Here is a 14,827-nt window from a genome sequence, read left to right as displayed (position 1 = left end):
TAACAGAACAGGTTGCCCCTAAAACGATAAAAATGAACTTCGGTGCTATAAAACACATAAAATTTCCGTTTGGGGGGTATTCTAAAATCTTAGCTTGATGGGTATGGGGTCCCGCCAACATTTCGTGGAAAACATACGCTAAGGGTATTTGTGAATATTTTCCTTAATATATATTTTATGCGTTTTGCTGGTACTACTCCTGTTAAGTATAAGTGAAAAAACGCGATTTAGATAAACCTCTTATTAAAAACTGATTTTTCTAAATATATCCAATTTGATTGACTTTTCATTTTTTCAGAATTATAATTCGAAATATACAATTTGAACCAAATAATAATATAGCAATTTACTTATCCAGAGAGGTAGAGGGACTGGCCCTATGACACCTCAGCAGCGGGTTCTGTAACAGGAACACCGTGCTAATTCCAGCAAGCAAGTCTTGAAAGATAAGTGATGGGCCTTCGTTTATTAAGCCTTGATCTTATTTTTTAAGATCAAGGCTTTTTGTGTTTTAAGAAGAGGAAAGGGATTAATGGGAAAGATACGTTAATAAAACAAAGTAAATTTATGAGTTTAGGAGGTTATTGGAGTGTATGTTGTTAAAAAACTATCAGTTATGGTGTTTACACTATGGATTATTACAACAGTAACATTTTTGATTATGCACATCATTCCGGGGGATCCATTTTCATCGGATGCAAAGATCTTTCCGGCGGAAGTTGTGCAGAATATGAGAGCGAAGTATCACCTTGATGAACCGTTATGGAATCAATATGTTGCTTATTTAGACGGTGTAGTTCATTTTGATTTTGGTGAATCCGTTCAATCGACGGGGCAAGGCGTATCAGAAATTATAACAACAGGATTTGGTCCATCAGCGATTATTGGTTTACAAGCACTTGTTATTTCATTATTAGTCGGAATTGCAGCAGGTACATTTGCAGCTCTATATCATGGGAAAGTAATTGATTATAGTGTGAGCTTACTTGCGATTCTCGGTATTTCTATTCCAAGTTTTATTTTAGCACCATTATTTATACAAGTATTTGCAATTCAATTTGAACTTTTGCCAGTAGCGTCTTGGGGCACATTCGAACATACGGTATTGCCATCCTTCGCATTGGCGTTAGGGCCAATCGCAGTAATTACAAGGTTTGTTCGCTCTAATATGATTGAAGTCTTGCAGAGTGATTATATTAAGCTAGCGAGAGCGAAAGGTATACCAATTAAGAAAATCATTATAAGACATGCTCTTCGAAATGCGATTGTGCCAGTACTTACATTTGTTGGACCTTTAATGGCTGGGCTTTTAACAGGGACGTTCATTATTGAAAAGATTTTTGCGATTCCAGGTCTTGGAAAATATTTTGTGGATAGTATTTTTAACCGGGATTATCCAGTCATTATGGGAACAACAATTTTCTATAGTTCATTATTAATTTCTTGTATTTTCATTACAGATATTATTCACCGTATTGTTGATCCGCGTATTCGTTCTATTACATAAGGAGGGGGGATATTTAAATGGGAGCTTATGAAATCAATAAACAGCTATTAACGAATGAAGAGAAAAAAGAATTAACGATAAATAAAGAGCAGCAAACGATTAGCCGAAAAAAAGAAGTGTTTCGTAAGTTTGTATCAAATCCAATCGCAGTTCTAGGGACGGTGACATTATTACTCATTATTATTTTCTCTCTTATCGGTGAAAGTTTAACTCCTTTTACTGCGAGTGAACAAGTAAAAGAGGCGACAAATTTACCTCCTAGTAGTGAGCATTGGTTTGGAACAGATGATTTAGGTCGGGATATTTGGGCACGTACTTGGGCTGGAGGGAAAATTTCATTAGTAGTTGGATTAATAGCGGCCGTTCTTGATATAGGACTTGGTGTACTGATTGGGGGCTTTAGTGGATATGTGAGAGGACGTAATCGCCTGGGAACGTTGATTGATGAGTGGATTGTACGAGGGATTGAAGTATTATACGGTATTCCATATTTATTAATTGTTATTTTACTACTAATCATTATGAAACCAGGACTTTTTACAATTATTATTGCTCTTGCATTAACCGGATGGATTGGCATGGCGCGTCTCGTTAGGGCACAAATCTTATCTTTAAAGCAAAGAGAATTTGTTATTGCAGCAGAACGATTAGGTACATCGCATATGAAGATTATATACGGACATATCATTCCGAATTTAACAGGCATTATTATCGTAAATTTATCATTTACAATTCCAGCAGCTATTTTCTCAGAATCATTTTTAAGTTTTATCGGACTAGGGGTACAATCACCAGCAGCGAGCTGGGGGACGATGACAAATGATGCGCTCGGGACATTATTAAGCGGGGAATGGTGGCAACTTTTCTTTCCGTCGCTGATGATTGCGCTCATCATGTTCGCATTTAATGCAATTGGTGATGGTTTGCAAGATGCAATTGATCCGAAGATTGTAAAACGAAATCGAAAGGAGAAAAAACATGGGACAGCTCTTATCTTTAGAAAACGTAACGTTAGCCGTTGAAAAAGAGAATAGTAAGCAAGCAATTGTGAAGCATGTTTCCTTTTCCATTAACGAAGGTGAAATCGTGGCACTTGTAGGAGAAAGTGGTTCAGGGAAAAGTGTTACAGCACAATCCATTATCGGACTAAATCAAGAGTCTATTCATATCGATGATGGAAGTATTTCTTTCGAATCTCAAGGATTAACGAATTTACAAGAATCAGAGTGGAATCAAATTCGAGGGAAAGATATTTCCTTTATCTTTCAAGATCCTCTGTCCTCTTTAAATCCTACGATGAAGGTGGGCAGACAAATTACAGAAGTAATTTTGCAACACGAAAAGAAGTCAAAGAAAGAGGCAAAAGAAATTGCAATTAACTTATTAAATGATTTAGGGATACATGAAGCAGAGAAACGTTTTGAACAGTACCCGCATCAATTAAGCGGAGGTATGAGGCAGCGTATTTGTTTAGCAATTGCATTTGCTTGTCACCCAAAGCTCGTTATTGCAGATGAGCCTACAACTGCATTAGATGTAACGATTCAAAAACAAATTATGGGGTTATTAAAAGAGCGAAAAGAAAAACAACATACGAGTATTTTGTTAATTACCCATGATTTGGCACTTGTACGTGAAGTAGCAGATCGAGTAGTTGTGATGTACGGGGGACGTGTTGTTGAAAAAGGAACGATACAAGAAGTAATAGGTTCACCGAAGCACCCATATACGAAAAGTTTATTGCAAGCGATTCCGAATATGGATGATTCTGAAAAGGTACTTAGGGCCATTGAGGGAACAACACCATCAATTGAAACGTTAAATAGCTTTGGGTGTCCATTTGTAAATAGATGCCCAGTAGCAATACAAGAATGCATTCATCGTTTCCCTGATAGAACATCATATTCTGAGGAGCACAGTTCACATTGTTGGCAACATGTTCTAGAGCACGACCAAGCGAAATCAAAAGAGAAGGTGAATGCCTCATGACGACAGATTTAATTACGGTAAAGCAAGTAACAAAAACGTATGGAAGTAAAAAGAAAGAAATCGCAGCGCTAAAAGATATATCACTTTCTATCCCGAAAGGAACGACGCTTGGCATTATTGGAGAAAGTGGTTCAGGAAAAACAACACTTGGTAAGCTCATAGCCGGGATTGAGAGCCCAACGTCTGGTCAAATTGATTATAACGGTCAAGTTGTCCATAAGTTGAAGTCAACTCATAAACGGGATTTCTTGCAGAAAGTACAGTTCATTTTTCAAGATTCAACAGCTGCATTAAATCCGCGCTGGAAAGTACGCGATAGCGTAACAGAAGGCTATATTTCATTCGGTTTAGGTGATAAAAGGCTGAAAGATAAAGTCGCAGGTGATGCACTAGAACGTGTTGGATTAGATAGACGATATATTGATCGTTACCCGCACGAATTTAGCGGAGGACAACGTCAACGGATTGCTATTGCAAGGGCGTTATTATGTGAGCCCGAGGTATTAATTCTTGATGAACCAATTTCTGCATTAGATGTTTCACTACAAATTCAGATTGTACATTTGTTGCAAAAGATCCAAAAGGAACAAGGTTATACATATTTATTTATCGCACATGATTTACCGATGGTTCACTATTTATGTGAAAAAGTGGCTGTCTTATATAAAGGAGAACTTGTTGAATTTGGAAATACGGATGAAGTATTCCGTAATCCACAACATTCTTATACAAAAACATTATTAGCATCAACACCAAAAATTTCAGGTTAAAGGGGAATGTAGGATGAAGAAGTTTTTATTATTTGTCATTATGGCCGTATTAGCAATTACTTCTGTCGCTTGCGGTAAGAAAGATACTTCAAAAGCAAGTGCTAGTAAGGGAGACCGTTTTGTAACGAATCTTGGTAGTGATCCTTATACACTAGATTCAGCAATTTCAACAGACAATAATTCTAATTATGTAATTGAGCACTTATTTGCAACTTTGTATAGACAAACAAGTGATGGGAAATTTGAAAAGGACTTAGTAGAGAAAGAGGAAGCTGGGGCAGATGGAAAAGAGTATACATTCTATTTGAAAAAAGGATTGAAATGGTCTGATGGTTCTCCATTAACAGCAAAAGACTTTGAATTCGCTTGGAAGAGAATATTAAATCCTAAAACGGGTTCTATGAATGCAACAGAACTATATTTCATTAAAGGTGGGGAAGCGTTTAATACGGGGAAAGGTGCAGAAGATGCAGTAGGAATTCAAGCGGTAGATGATGTAACTCTAAAGCTACAATTTGAACATCCAGTAACGTCTATTAAACGAACGTTATCTCAGTCGTTATATATTCCACTTAATAAAAAATCTATTGATGAAAAAGGTAAACTAAAAGTAGATCCCAAAGAATTAATTACAAACGGTCCTTTTACATTGAAAGAATGGAAGCATAATCAAGCGATTATTTTAGAAAAAAATAAAGAGTTTCATGATAAAAAAGTAGCATCAAAAGAAATCGAATTCCGTATTATTCCTGAAGGTAAAACAGCGTATCAATTATATAAATCTGGAGAATTAGATTTACTATCTCATATACCAACAGACTTAGTTGAAAAGGAACAAAAAAATAAAGAGTTTAAAAAGATGCAAGACTACTCAACTCACATTTACTCATTTAATTCAGAAAAACCACCATTTACAAATGCGAAAATCCGTAAAGCTTTTGCATTAGCTGTAGATCGTAAGTTTATCGTAGAGAAAATATTAAAGAATAATGCAAAAGAAGCATATGGCTTTGTACCAGAAGGAGCAAAAACAGAAAGTGGTCGCGACTTCCGTAAAGAGAAAGGTGACTATTTTAAATATGATCCTGCAGTAGCTAAGACTCTATTAGAAGAAGGAATGAAGGAAGAAGGGTGGACTACCCTTCCAGAAGTAACAGTGAAATATTCGGATAAGAAAAAAATAGCTGAAACACTTCAAGAAATGTTTAAGAAGAATCTTGGGGTAGATGTAAAAATAGAAGGTAAAGAGTGGAAAAGCTATATTGATATGTACAAACAGAGTGACTTTCAAATTGCATATATGGGATGGGGAGGATCTACATTAGATCCAGCTGCTCAATTGGAAATTTATGCAGGTGATGGTCCAAATAACTATGCGAAATGGTTTAATAAAGACTTTGATAATTTAATTAATCAAGCAAAATTAGAACAAGATGAAAATAAACGCTTTGACTTATTACATCAAGCAGAAGATATTATGTTTACAGAGTATCCTTTAATTCCACTTGTATTCCCGACAGATTCTTATTTACAAAAATCATCTGTATCTGGATTAGAATACTACGTAGGGTCTCAACCGAGCTTACGATATGCTAAAAAATAAAATAAAGAAGTAGGCAACCGCCTACTTCTTTATTTTATTTCTCTTTTATATTCTTTTTTCGTTCCATCAGAGAAGACAATTTCTAAATCAAACTTTTGGTAGTCTTTATCAAGTTTGAACACATTTACTACTTGATCGATTACTTCTTGGTCAGGCGTATCTTTATCAAATTTTAATTCTTGTAGAAGTGGGCTTAATTTTGTAATAGCCTCGTCACCTGTAAACTTTGCATTTGATTTGTGGTCTTCAAGTTTTGCTTCCATTTTCTTATCAGCTGCTACATTCTTATAATCAGCCTCGTAGTCTTTCTTCGTATCTTGATAGTCTGCATCTAAACTAAATTCATTGAAGTTAAGTTTTAAATCAGCAGGAGCTTCATTTTTTGCTTCTTCAGTAGTTTTCTTATTAGAAGTTGTATCTTCTTTTGCAGGAGCTTTACATCCTGTTAATGCAGGTACTAGCATAAGAGCTAATAAAACTGATAGTAAAATTCTCATTATAAATTCCTCCTTATGTAAATTCGTTCTATACAAGTTTTTCCTAAAATCATGTAATTATGTATGAGTTGAAAATAAATTATTATCCTATAGCCACAAGGGATAATCCGCAATTTAAATCAAAAATGATTTGTATGTATATGGTAAATTGGAGTTGTGAGGGGGTACTAACATGCATGAAGAATATAAAGAGATGATAAAACAAGCAATTGAATATATAGAAGGTCACTTACACGAGGAGCTTACAACAGAAAGAGTGGCGTCTCACAGTGCAGTATCGATGTACCATTTTCATCGTATTTTTCAAAGATATGTTGGGATGAGTGTAACGGATTATATTCGAAAGAGAAGGTTAACTCATGCTGCGCAGGTTTTAGTGTCAACAGAGAGGGCTGTTATCGATATTGCAGTGCAATACGGCTTTTCCTCACAAGAGGCATTTACGAGAGCTTTTAAAAGAATGTTTCAATTGCCACCGAAGAAATATCGAAAGTACTTCCAGTCATTTTATATAGAAAGAGAGGGTGTTTCGATGCAAAAAGGTATACCGAAAGGATGGATTTTAAGTGGAAGTCATCCTGCTGAATATGAGATGGGTTTAGATTATGAAGTTGCCCATCAAGGAAAAGTATCTGCATACATACAAGCAAAAGAGAATGTTACGCACGGAGGGTTTTCAACATTAATGCAAATGTTTCGAGCGGATAAATATGTAGGTAAAAGATTACGTTTAACAGCATTTGTTAAGAGTGAGAACGTAAGAGATTGGGCAGGCTTGTGGATGCGAGTAGATGGAAATGATACAGAACCGATCGCTATGGATAACATGCAAAATCGCCCAATTAAAAATACGAATAACTGGCAATCGTATTCGGTTGTATTAGATATAAAAGAAGGAGCGCTTGGTATTGCATTTGGTGTTTTATTATCAGGAGAAGGTTGTGTATGGCTAGATAGTATTCGATTTGATGAAGTGGATGAAAAAATTCCTTCAACAGATTTGGCAGAAAATTTTTATGAAACACTCTTAGAAGAGCCGGTGAATCTGCAATTTGAAGAAGTAGAAAAATAAAAAATAAGGAGAAAAGATATGCTCAAATATGTAAAACTAATAAGTATTAGTTTAGTAATATCGTCTTGTATTATGGGGATTAACTATTTAATTAGCTATCTTTGGTCAGGGCATGTACCTTCTTTGACGTGGCGAACATATTTGATGTTTATGTTTATATTTCTGATGAGTTTTAGTTCGATGCAAAAAGAAGGGGAAGAGGAGTATTAAAAATAGTCTTCTTCGCCTTTATTTCATTAACACAAATGTTCATAACTGTTTTCGGAAATGCAGGTATGATCTTTAATATAATTTCACTATCGCTCCAACTTGTAAGTTCGGTTGTAATTGTACCACATGAGATGCTTTCTAAAACATATCAAACAATCGGCGAATTATTTCCCGCAATCTATGCAGCAAATGGCTATTATACAATAATATTCGGAGGGATTAGTTTAGAGAAAAATATTATTTCATTATTAGTCATTATATTCGTTACACAATTGGTAGCAATGATTACTGATAAAAGGAATAGTAAAGGGAAGAAGCTCTGTAGTTAAAGAAGTATAAAGTAAAAAGGTATCCTTCAATTGGATACCTTTTTTTACTGATACTTATTATTTTGCAACTTCTGTCCACTTGTAGTTAAATTCACCGCCGAAGTCAGTTGTTACAAGCCCTTTAATGAAAGAGCGTTGTAAATAAGAACGACCTTGTTGGTATAAAGGAGCGACAGCGCCGTCTTGTAATAGGATTTTTTCAGCTTGCTTCATCGCTTCAAAGCGAGCTTTTTCATCGCCAGCTAAATCTGTTTTCACTTTATGGATTAGCTCATCATACTCTTTGTTAGAGTATTTATCGAAGTTATAAGCACTATCTGTTGTAAATAAATCTAAGAATGTAATTGGATCCGCGAAGTCAGGGCCCCAGCCATCAATACCGATTTCATAGTCACCACTTAATAGTAGTTTTAACTGTTGTTTACGTGGTTGTGGTTTTAATGTCACTGTTAATCCATCTAGATTCTTTTCTAGTTCACCTTTTAAATATTCACCAGTCTTTTTAGCTAAAGCATTATCACTTGTTAATAGTTCGATTGTTACTTTGTCAGTACCAAGTTCTTGTTTCGCTTTTTTCCAGTTTTCTTTCGCTGTTTTCACATCATCTTTGACTAGGTTTCCGTTTTCTTTACGGAAGTCGTTACCTTCCGGACTCTTTGCGAATTTCGCAGGAATCATTCCTTCAGCTGGAACAGCACCGTTATTTAAAATTGTTTCTACATATGCTTTTTTATTCATTGCTCCGTTAATAGCAAGGCGTGCATGTTGATTTTTTAATGTTTCATTTTTTTGATTGAGTCGTAAGAATTGAATGCCAACTTCAGCACGGTCTTTGAAGTTTGGATCGCTCTTATATTTATCGACAAACTCCGCAGTTAAAGCAACGCGATCAATTTGTCCTGAATCATATAAGTTAACTTCTGTAGACTTATCTTTAACGACATTGAAGTTGATTTCTTCTAATTTTACAGTTTTAGCATCCCAATAGGTAGGGTTTTTCTTCAATTGGAAGCTTTGCTCGTGCTTCCAGTTATCTAATGTGAAAGCACCGTTGTAAATTAAATGATTTGTTTCTAAACCATATTTATCGCCTTGAGATTTTAAGTACTCTTCATTAATTGGTAAGAATGTTGAGAATGTCGTTAAGCTTAAGAAGTAGGGAACAGGACGGTCTAGTTGTACTTCTAACGTTTTATCATCAAGAGCTTTGACCCCTAGTTGATCAATTGGCAATTGTTTTTGGTTTATTTGTTTCGCATTCTGTATATCGAAGAATAAGAACGCATATTCAGCTGCTGTATCAGGATTTACGGCACGTTGCCAAGCGAAGACGAAGTCCTTTGCTGTAACAGGAGTACCGTTTGACCATTTTGAATCACGCAGGTGGAATGTATATTTTGTTTTATCGGGACTAACGTCAACCGACTCAGCAACACCAGGAATTGGTTTATTATCTTCTCCCATTGCATATAAACCTTCAAAAACATTTCGCATTACGTTCATGGATTCCCCATCCGTTGCTTTTGCAACATCCATTGTTGGAATTTCTGAAGCAAATGATAAGTTAATTGCCTGTTTATCAGGCGCTTTATCATTTGCTTTCGCTCCGCTTGCATTATCTTTATTTCCCCCGCAAGCAGTTAGTAATAGACTTGCCCCTAAAACAGATGCAACAACAGGTATAACTTTTTTCTTCATTGTTCGTTCCTCCCTATATGTGTTGTTCGTAACGTCATAATGTCCATGTCTTGAAGTGTAACTATAGAAGAAGAGAAAACCTATTATAGATATGTGTATGTAGGTAATCAGGTGTTCTATATGTATATACATGTTGAACTATAATCTGTCGTTATATGTTTCAACGTAGTAGACATTATATTTTGATGGTGAAATATTTCGTTTCTTTGATTATTTAGAATATTAACACTGGAAAGAACTATATGTCAATAATAAAAACAGATTGTTAATTTCTTGGAATAATATATTAAAAAAGTAGATTCCCTCGTGTTGGGGAACCTACTTTTAATATGTTTTTCTAAAAGAATAATTGGTATGAGGTAATAATCAGTGGGGAATGAAGAAAACCTCACTGATTAAAGTTTCGCTTTATTTTTCAATTTTTGCCCATTTGAAGTTTAATTGACCTGCAAAGTCTACTTGCACAATTCCTTTCACATAAGAACGTTCTAAATAAGATTCGCCTTTTTGGTAAAGAGGAGCGATCACAGAGTCTTTAAATAATATTTTCTCGGATGCTAGTAGTGCTTCCCAACGAGCTTTTTCATCACCGGCTAAAGTTGTTTTCACTTTTGCTATTGTTTCATCGAACTCCTTATTAGAGTAATGATCTAAGTTATAAGGGTTATTCGTTGTAAATAGCTCAAGGAATGTAATTGGATCCGCAAAGTCAGGGCTCCAGCCGTCAATTCCAATTTCGTAGTCACCTTTTAATAAAAGTGAAACTTGTTGTTTACGTGGTTGCGGTTTTATCGTCACTGTTAAGCCATCTAAATTCTTTTCTAGTTGTCCTTTTAAGAATTCACCAGTTTTCTTCTCAAGGTCACCGTCACTTGTTAATAGTTCTAACGTTATTTTTTCAGATCCAAGCTCTTGTTTAGCTTTTTTCCATAATTCTTGTGCAGATTGTGTATCAACCTTTGTTAAATCGCCGTTTGCAGTACGGAAGTCTGTTCCGTCAGGTCCTTTTGCAAAGTTTTTCGGCACGAGACTAGAGGTTGGTGTAGAGCCGTCATTTAATAACGTATTTACAAAGGATTTTCGATCGATTGTTTGATCGATTGCTTGGCGTGCAGAAACGTTTTGAAGTACTTTATTTTGTTGATTCATACGTAGAAACTGTACCCCTACGTTCGGACGTTCTTTAAAGTTTGCATCTTTTTTATATTTATCAACGAAGTCAGATGTTAGTTTTATACGGTCTAATTGTTTTGACTCGAATAAATTTACTTCTGTAGATTTTTCTTTAACGACGTTAAAATTGATTTCTTCCAGTTTGACAGTATCTTTATCCCAATAGGTAGGGTTTTTCTTAAATTTAAAGCTTTGTTCGTGCTTCCAATCGCTTAGTGTAAAAGCTCCATTGTACAAGATTGTATTGTCTTCTAAAGCATACTTATCACCTTGTGCTTTAAAGAATTCCTCGTTAATTGGTAGAAATGTTGGGAACGCTGTTAAGCTTATAAAGTACGGAACAGGACGTTCTAATTCCACCTCAAACGTATGGTCATCAATTGCTTTTACACCAAGTTGATCGGCTGGAAGTTCTTTGTTGTTAATTTTTGTTGCATTTTTAATATCAAAGAATAGAAATGCATATTCAGAGGCTGTTGCTGGATCAACAGCTCTTTGCCAAGCAAAGACAAAGTCTTTCGCTGTAACAGGAGTGCCGTTTGACCATTTTGAATCTCGTAAATGGAATGTGTATTTCGTTTTATCGCCACTTACTTCATGAGATTTTGCAACACCAGGGACAGGTTTGTTACCTTCACCAAGATTATACAAACCTTCAAATACGTTTCTCATTACTTGACCAGAATCAGTATCTGTAGCACGAGCTGTATCCATTGTTCGTATTTCAGTAGGTGAAGATAAGTTTAAAATCTGTTTACTAGGCGCCTCGTCTTTTGCATTTGCTCCGCTTGCTTCGTTTTTATAACTACCGCAACCAGTTAATAAAATACTTACTCCTACAACTGACGCAATACCGGGTACAAACTTCTTTTTCATTTGATTTTCCTCCTAAATAATTAAGTTTGGATGATGATGAGGGAAATGAAAAATAAAAAATCCCTCTTTTCATATTGAGAAAGAGGGATTTTTACGTACAAGTTATGCACCCGTATATAAACGAAGTCCCTCATTCTATCTTTCAAGCACAAAGCTTGCAGGAAGTGGCACAGTATTCAAAATGAACCTGTTGCCGAGGTTTCAAAGGGCCAGTCCCTCCACCTCTCTTGATACAATGAGTAAACGAATAAACTTTATTAATTTTTGTGTTTCTTTGATAATTCAAAATCTTACACCTTGGATAATGAAGTGTCAACCAAATGAAATATAGTTTAAATTTTCAGTTTTCTATTAGAAGTTAAAGTTATCTGGATCTGGACCAACGCGACGATCTTCATTTAGAGCTTGAATTGCTTTCATGTCATCAGCACTTAATTCAAAATCGAATATATTTGCATTTTCAATAATGCGATGTTCTTTAATAGATTTAGGGATCGTTACAACTTCGTTTTGTAGATCCCAACGTAAAATAATTTGCGCAGTTGATTTATTATATTTTGTTGCAATGTCTTGTAATGTTGGGTTGTCTAGCAGTTGGCCTTGCATTAATGGTGACCAAGCTTCAAGTTGGATATTATGGTCTTTACAGAAAGCGTGTAATTCTTCTTGTGCTAAACGTGGATGGTATTCCACTTGGTTGACCATTGGCTTAATTTCAGCAATTTCAAATACGTCTTGTAAGTGGTGAGTTTGGAAATTACTCACACCAATTGCACGAACACGTCCGTCTTTATAAAGCTTTTCTAACGCTTTCCATGATTCAGTATATTTCCCTTTTACAGGCCAATGTACTAAATATAAATCTAAATATTCTAGACCTAATTTTTCTAATGTAGTTTCAAATGCTTGAAGTGTTGTTTCATACCCTTGATCGCTATTCCATACTTTTGATGTAATAAATAATTCTTCACGTGAAACACCTGATTCACGGATTGCTTGTCCAACGCCTTCTTCGTTTTGATAAATTGCTGCAGTATCAATGCTGCGGTAGCCATTTTTAATTGCTGCTTTTACAGATTCAATTACTTCTGAACCATCTTCTACTTTAAAAACACCTAAACCGAACCAAGGCATTTTTACACCGTTATGTAATGTTGTATAGTCTTTTAAACTTGTTAAATTCATATTATTTCCCCCTAGCTTTTTTGTTTGTTGCTTCTACTGCTTTTTGAATTCCCTCTGAAAAATTATATTCATATAAAGCTTTGAGACCCTCAGCTGTGGAACCACCTGGTGTTGTTACTTGTTCACGGAGGTTAGCTGGATCTTGCATTTGTTCAAGCATAGAAGCAGATCCGGAAATCATTTGAATGACAAGGTGTTTTGCGGTTGCGTCATCGACTCCATAACTTTTTGTTGCTTCAATTAAGCTTTCAGCAAAGTAATAAAGGAAAGCTGGTGCACTTCCAGTAACTGCAGTAAGCTGATGAACTTCCTCTTCAGTGCAAAGTTGCGAAGTACCAATGCCTCTTAAAAGCAGTTGCAGGGTTTCTTGATGCATCTCGTTTACTGATCGTCCCATTGTATATAAGGAGATAGACTTTCCAATTTCAGCAGCAGTATTTGGCATAATCCAAGCAACAGGTGTTCCTTCGGGAAGTCTTTTCTCTAAATAAGATGGGCCAATGCCAGCGGCTACCGTTACGACAAGTTGATTCGATAGTAACGGAGATAATTCTGCTAATAATTCTTCATGTGCAGCAGGTGGCATTGCTAAAACAATCGTATCAACAAATGTAACATGCTGCTTCCAATCTGTTGCAGTAGACACATTATATCGTGCTCGTAATTGTTCTAGCTTTTCTACGTTGCTTCGGTTAGAAACGATAATTCCTTCGATGTATTCTTTGCTTGTTTTAAGTAATCCGGAAAATATAGCTTCTGCCATACGACCAGCACCAATAAATAGAATTCGATGTTTAGTTAGCATATCCTTTATTCCTTTCTAGTGGAGATATGTTATAAAAAACGATACCATTTTTAAGAGAATTTTGTAAAAAGAAAAGACTTGTCGTGAAAAGGATGAAAATGGAGGGAGGAAGGTTAATATAAATAAGGTTATAAAAATTATTATACTTAAAAAATAGTTGTAATAAAAAATCCCTGAAGCATAATTGCTTCAGGGATTAATAGATTATAAGTTTATGCTTTTGTCATACCTAACAATACAGCACCGCCGATAATTAAAACACTACCTAGTGCAATAAAGATCAATTGACGTTTTGTTTTCTTTTCACCTAAGAAAACAATCGCACCGAATGTTGAGATAACGATTCCAGTTTGAGATAATGGGAAGCTTGTTGCTACTCCGACACGTGGTAATGAAAGAAGTAAGAATAAGTTTCCAGTTCCCCATAGTAAACCAGATAAAGCATTACGGATTGCATATTTGTTAAACGGTTTATGTTTAGATGTCAGTACAACCGCACCAACAAACATACCAACTGCTTGTGGTAAAATAGCAGACCAACCATCGATATTATACCAACGAATAATAATTACATATACAAGGTAGCCGAAAGTAGAAACAATTAAAGTAAGAAGTCCTTTTTTCAATTGTCCTGGTGGCTGTGCATTTTCTTTGTCATCTAGTGATGTGAATACAACACCAACTACGATTAATAGGATTGCAATCGTTCCCAGAACAATCGTTGTTGTAGTAGTCCACTCACGGAAAGCGATAACCCCAAAGATAGAAGTTGCAACAAGTTGCATACCAGTAGAAATCGTTACAGTAGTTGAAACACCTAGTTTTTCAACTGTCTTTAATTGGTTTACTTGTCCTAATGCCCAGAATAAACCTGAAATAAAACCAACAATCAAGACTGTCATTGTTAAAGCTGGTTGAGTAAATACATACATAATTGTTGCGAAGAATAGAGCACCGATTGTCATACCTACCGTTTGGCTATATGCACCACCGCCCATTTTTACGCTTACTAATAAGATGTTTCCCCATGCAATTGCAGGAAGAAGCGCTAATAAAATGTCCATTACAAGACTCCCTTCGGTTTTCTATACCAATATAATTACATATCGTTCT

Annotated in this window: 13 protein-coding genes, 1 pseudogene and 2 riboswitches; of the genes and pseudogenes, 8 read left to right on the top strand and 6 right to left on the bottom strand. The window is 35.6% G+C overall.

The genetic code is table 11. From position 1 onward, the window contains the following. The first annotated feature begins 347 nt into the window (after positions 1–347). A riboswitch (SAM riboswitch) is annotated at positions 348–453 on the top strand. 136 nt (positions 454–589) lie between these two features. Genes AABL52_RS26010 through AABL52_RS25990 form a run of 5 tightly spaced genes read left to right on the top strand, consistent with a single transcriptional unit; the run spans position 590 to position 5,869 of the window. After that, on the top strand, positions 590–1,507 hold the full coding sequence (locus tag AABL52_RS26010; RefSeq protein ID WP_000289679.1) for an ABC transporter permease: 918 nt from the start codon (positions 590–592) through the stop codon (positions 1,505–1,507). Positions 1,508–1,524: 17 nt separating this feature from the next. Then, positions 1,525–2,529, top strand: a complete 1,005-nt coding sequence (locus AABL52_RS26005) for an ABC transporter permease (protein WP_000501547.1) — start codon at positions 1,525–1,527, stop codon at positions 2,527–2,529. Next, positions 2,486–3,496 (top strand): ABC transporter ATP-binding protein, encoded by a 1,011-nt coding sequence (locus AABL52_RS26000; RefSeq protein WP_000531249.1) that lies wholly within the window; start codon positions 2,486–2,488, stop codon positions 3,494–3,496. Before AABL52_RS26005 ends, AABL52_RS26000 begins: the two co-directional genes overlap by 44 nt. Beyond that, positions 3,493–4,266, top strand: coding sequence for an ABC transporter ATP-binding protein (locus AABL52_RS25995; protein ID WP_120449341.1), 774 nt, complete (start codon positions 3,493–3,495; stop codon positions 4,264–4,266). Before AABL52_RS26000 ends, AABL52_RS25995 begins: the two co-directional genes overlap by 4 nt. A gap of 13 nt (positions 4,267–4,279) precedes the next feature. Beyond that, entirely contained in the window at positions 4,280–5,869 is a 1,590-nt protein-coding gene (locus AABL52_RS25990; RefSeq protein WP_120449343.1) for a peptide ABC transporter substrate-binding protein, read from the top strand. A 29-nt stretch (positions 5,870–5,898) separates the two neighbouring features. Here AABL52_RS25990 and AABL52_RS25985 read toward each other — a convergent pair whose 3' ends face one another. Then, positions 5,899–6,366, bottom strand: coding sequence for a YusW family protein (locus AABL52_RS25985; RefSeq protein ID WP_001221556.1), 468 nt, complete (start codon positions 6,364–6,366; stop codon positions 5,899–5,901). A gap of 172 nt (positions 6,367–6,538) precedes the next feature. On the opposite strand from AABL52_RS25985, the gene AABL52_RS25980 reads away from it, so the two are divergent. The 3 genes and pseudogenes from AABL52_RS25980 to AABL52_RS25970 all read left to right on the top strand — a co-directional run bounded on the left by AABL52_RS25980 (position 6,539) and on the right by AABL52_RS25970 (position 7,987). Continuing rightward, the gene (locus AABL52_RS25980; RefSeq protein ID WP_341518697.1) at positions 6,539–7,438 is read left to right on the top strand and encodes a helix-turn-helix transcriptional regulator; all 900 of its coding nucleotides are present in this window, start codon (positions 6,539–6,541) and stop codon (positions 7,436–7,438) included. Positions 7,439–7,456: 18 nt separating this feature from the next. Next, on the top strand, positions 7,457–7,648 hold the full coding sequence (locus AABL52_RS25975) for a hypothetical protein (RefSeq protein WP_341518696.1): 192 nt from the start codon (positions 7,457–7,459) through the stop codon (positions 7,646–7,648). A gap of 35 nt (positions 7,649–7,683) precedes the next feature. Then, positions 7,684–7,987 (top strand): annotated as a pseudogene (locus AABL52_RS25970) (hypothetical protein). A 47-nt stretch (positions 7,988–8,034) separates the two neighbouring features. Here the strand turns inward: AABL52_RS25970 and AABL52_RS25965 are convergent. The 5 genes from AABL52_RS25965 to AABL52_RS25945 all read right to left on the bottom strand — a co-directional run bounded on the left by AABL52_RS25965 (position 8,035) and on the right by AABL52_RS25945 (position 14,778). Then, entirely contained in the window at positions 8,035–9,675 is a 1,641-nt protein-coding gene (locus AABL52_RS25965; RefSeq protein WP_341518695.1) for a peptide ABC transporter substrate-binding protein, read from the bottom strand. Positions 9,676–10,083: 408 nt separating this feature from the next. After that, positions 10,084–11,724: a peptide ABC transporter substrate-binding protein gene (locus AABL52_RS25960; RefSeq protein ID WP_000726439.1), complete on the bottom strand. Its 1,641-nt coding sequence runs from the start codon at positions 11,722–11,724 to the stop codon at positions 10,084–10,086. Between the two features lie 132 nt (positions 11,725–11,856). Then, positions 11,857–11,961: riboswitch (SAM riboswitch) on the bottom strand. 114 nt (positions 11,962–12,075) lie between these two features. Continuing rightward, positions 12,076–12,909: an aldo/keto reductase gene (locus tag AABL52_RS25955; RefSeq protein WP_097845190.1), complete on the bottom strand. Its 834-nt coding sequence runs from the start codon at positions 12,907–12,909 to the stop codon at positions 12,076–12,078. 1 nt (position 12,910) lies between these two features. Further along, positions 12,911–13,714, bottom strand: a complete 804-nt coding sequence (proC, locus tag AABL52_RS25950; protein WP_341518694.1) for a pyrroline-5-carboxylate reductase — start codon at positions 13,712–13,714, stop codon at positions 12,911–12,913. A gap of 212 nt (positions 13,715–13,926) precedes the next feature. Then, positions 13,927–14,778 carry a GRP family sugar transporter gene (locus AABL52_RS25945; RefSeq protein ID WP_000353549.1) on the bottom strand — a complete coding sequence of 284 codons (852 nt, stop codon included), beginning with the start codon at positions 14,776–14,778 and terminating at the stop codon, positions 13,927–13,929. Between the last annotated feature and the right edge of the window lie 49 nt (positions 14,779–14,827).

The organism is Bacillus paramobilis (assembly GCF_038096195.1).
In the GTDB taxonomy this organism is placed as follows: domain Bacteria; phylum Bacillota; class Bacilli; order Bacillales; family Bacillaceae_G; genus Bacillus_A; species Bacillus_A mobilis.
The sequence above is the reverse complement of the archived record's forward strand: the minus strand, read 5'-3'. Positions and strand labels throughout refer to the sequence as shown.

Bases quoted from the DNA above. Each gene is read 5' to 3' on its own strand.
- AABL52_RS25965 (WP_341518695.1), bottom strand. From the start codon at position 9,675: ATGAAGAAAAAAGTTATACCTGTTGTTGCATCTGTTTTAGGGGCAAGT.
- AABL52_RS26005 (WP_000501547.1), top strand. From the start codon at position 1,525: ATGGGAGCTTATGAAATCAATAAACAGCTATTAACGAATGAAGAGAAA.
- AABL52_RS25955 (WP_097845190.1), bottom strand. From the start codon at position 12,909: ATGAATTTAACAAGTTTAAAAGACTATACAACATTACATAACGGTGTA.
- AABL52_RS25980 (WP_341518697.1), top strand. From the start codon at position 6,539: ATGCATGAAGAATATAAAGAGATGATAAAACAAGCAATTGAATATATA.
- AABL52_RS25945 (WP_000353549.1), bottom strand. From the start codon at position 14,778: ATGGACATTTTATTAGCGCTTCTTCCTGCAATTGCATGGGGAAACATC.
- proC (WP_341518694.1), bottom strand. From the start codon at position 13,714: ATGCTAACTAAACATCGAATTCTATTTATTGGTGCTGGTCGTATGGCA.
- AABL52_RS25975 (WP_341518696.1), top strand. From the start codon at position 7,457: ATGCTCAAATATGTAAAACTAATAAGTATTAGTTTAGTAATATCGTCT.
- AABL52_RS26000 (WP_000531249.1), top strand. From the start codon at position 2,486: ATGGGACAGCTCTTATCTTTAGAAAACGTAACGTTAGCCGTTGAAAAA.
- AABL52_RS25985 (WP_001221556.1), bottom strand. From the start codon at position 6,366: ATGAGAATTTTACTATCAGTTTTATTAGCTCTTATGCTAGTACCTGCA.
- AABL52_RS25990 (WP_120449343.1), top strand. From the start codon at position 4,280: ATGAAGAAGTTTTTATTATTTGTCATTATGGCCGTATTAGCAATTACT.
- AABL52_RS25960 (WP_000726439.1), bottom strand. From the start codon at position 11,724: ATGAAAAAGAAGTTTGTACCCGGTATTGCGTCAGTTGTAGGAGTAAGT.
- AABL52_RS25995 (WP_120449341.1), top strand. From the start codon at position 3,493: ATGACGACAGATTTAATTACGGTAAAGCAAGTAACAAAAACGTATGGA.